The 1545-nt window shown below is 34.5% G+C and carries 1 protein-coding gene; it reads right to left on the bottom strand.

All coding sequences use genetic code 11. From position 1 onward, the window contains the following. Positions 1–197: 197 nt before the first annotated feature. Positions 198–1376 carry an IS110 family RNA-guided transposase gene (locus tag E4100_RS09260; protein ID WP_135271763.1) on the bottom strand — a complete coding sequence of 393 codons (1179 nt, stop codon included), beginning with the start codon at positions 1374–1376 and terminating at the stop codon, positions 198–200. Between the last annotated feature and the right edge of the window lie 169 nt (positions 1377–1545).

Here is a 1545-nt window from a genome sequence, read left to right as displayed (position 1 = left end):
TAAGACCAGCTATTAAAAGTCAAGAGATAAATTAATTTATTTTGCCTTTGCGATTATAGAATTTCTGTCAGAACCCGTCAAGAGTAAAACATCACTTGACAGAACATGCCACAAATTCTTATGTAAAATTAGGCAAAACAAATAGACCTAAATATAGAGGGAAAAATTTAGGCTAGAATTAAGTTAAATTATGTAAGTTACTTTACGTGAGGCTCGTAAGGTTTGTTATCACGAAGGACTGCAAAGATAATATTGCACATTTTTCTAGCAACGGCTCCAATGGCAGTTAAATGATGTTTCCCTTTTGCCCTAAGTGATTGATAATAGACTGATAAGGCTGGATCTTTAAAAGCTGCAACAGTAGCAGCTAACCAAATTGCTCTACGAAGATATGGAGAACCACGTTTAGAAATTTTAGTCTGTGTTCCTACAAAATCACCAGATTGCTTTACTGCTACATCAAGACCAGCATAGGCAACAAGTTGGGGTGCAGATTCAAAACGAGAAATATCACCAATTTCCCCAATAATAATAGCACCAAGAACATCACCAATACCTGTAATAGTAGTAATAACTGAATTGGTCTGGTGAAGAAGTGTAGAAATTTCAGTTTCAAGTTCTTCAAGTTGATCTTCGATAAAGTTAATTTGAGCAATAATTTGTTTAATTTGAAATGCAAACGCATCTTTTGCAAAGTTAACACCAAAAGTATTAGTAGCAGACTCTTGTATTTCAGAAGCTTTTGAAATACCAAAACGTCCTCTACTAGCTTCGGATAGAAGCTTGGAAAGAGTCTCTGTATCGATGGATAACATATCTTCAGGAGTAGGATATTTAGAGAGTAGCTCCCTTGAAGTTACTCCAAAAGTATCAGAAAAAAGCTTAGAGTATTCAGGAAAAACTTGATCTAAAAGAGCAATACACTTGCGTTTCCAATCAGAACATTCATCCACTAAAGCGAGACGGTATCTAGATAATTGGCGTAAAGCCATGATATCTTCATCAGCCAAAGAAGTAGTAGAAAATTCACCGAAACGCATAATTTGAGCAATGATAAAAGAATCCTTAGAGTCATTCTTGGTTTGTCTAATATACATCTTTCTAAATGCATCAGATTGAATAGGGTTAATAACATAAACAGTAAACCCTAGATCCAATAGATAAGAATAAAGGCTAACCCAATAATGACCAGTAGCCTCCATACCAATAACGGTATTGGAAGTATCAGCTTCAAATCTTTCAAGCAAGGCAATTAATTTATTGCAACCTACTTGAGAATTTGAAAAGGATATACTTTTATCAAGAAGCTTACCATTAGAATCAATAATAGAAGCTTCGTGGTTTTGTTTAGCAATATCAATACCAACATAAAACATAAAATCACCAGCTTTTAATATATTTACAGATAAAGTCTAGAACCTCTCTACTTTACAACAATACAACCTCGTTAGATATTCAGTAACTTTTGTACTATCCAGCTCATTCGCATATAGATGTAAAGAAGAGGCGCAACCCTTAAAAAGGAAGACTAGGCTTCAAGGAGGT

Origin of the sequence: Soehngenia longivitae (assembly GCF_004684055.1) — a bacterium.
Classification (GTDB): Bacteria; Bacillota; Clostridia; order Tissierellales; family Tissierellaceae; genus Soehngenia; species Soehngenia longivitae.
The sequence above is the reverse complement of the archived record's forward strand: the minus strand, read 5'-3'. Positions and strand labels throughout refer to the sequence as shown.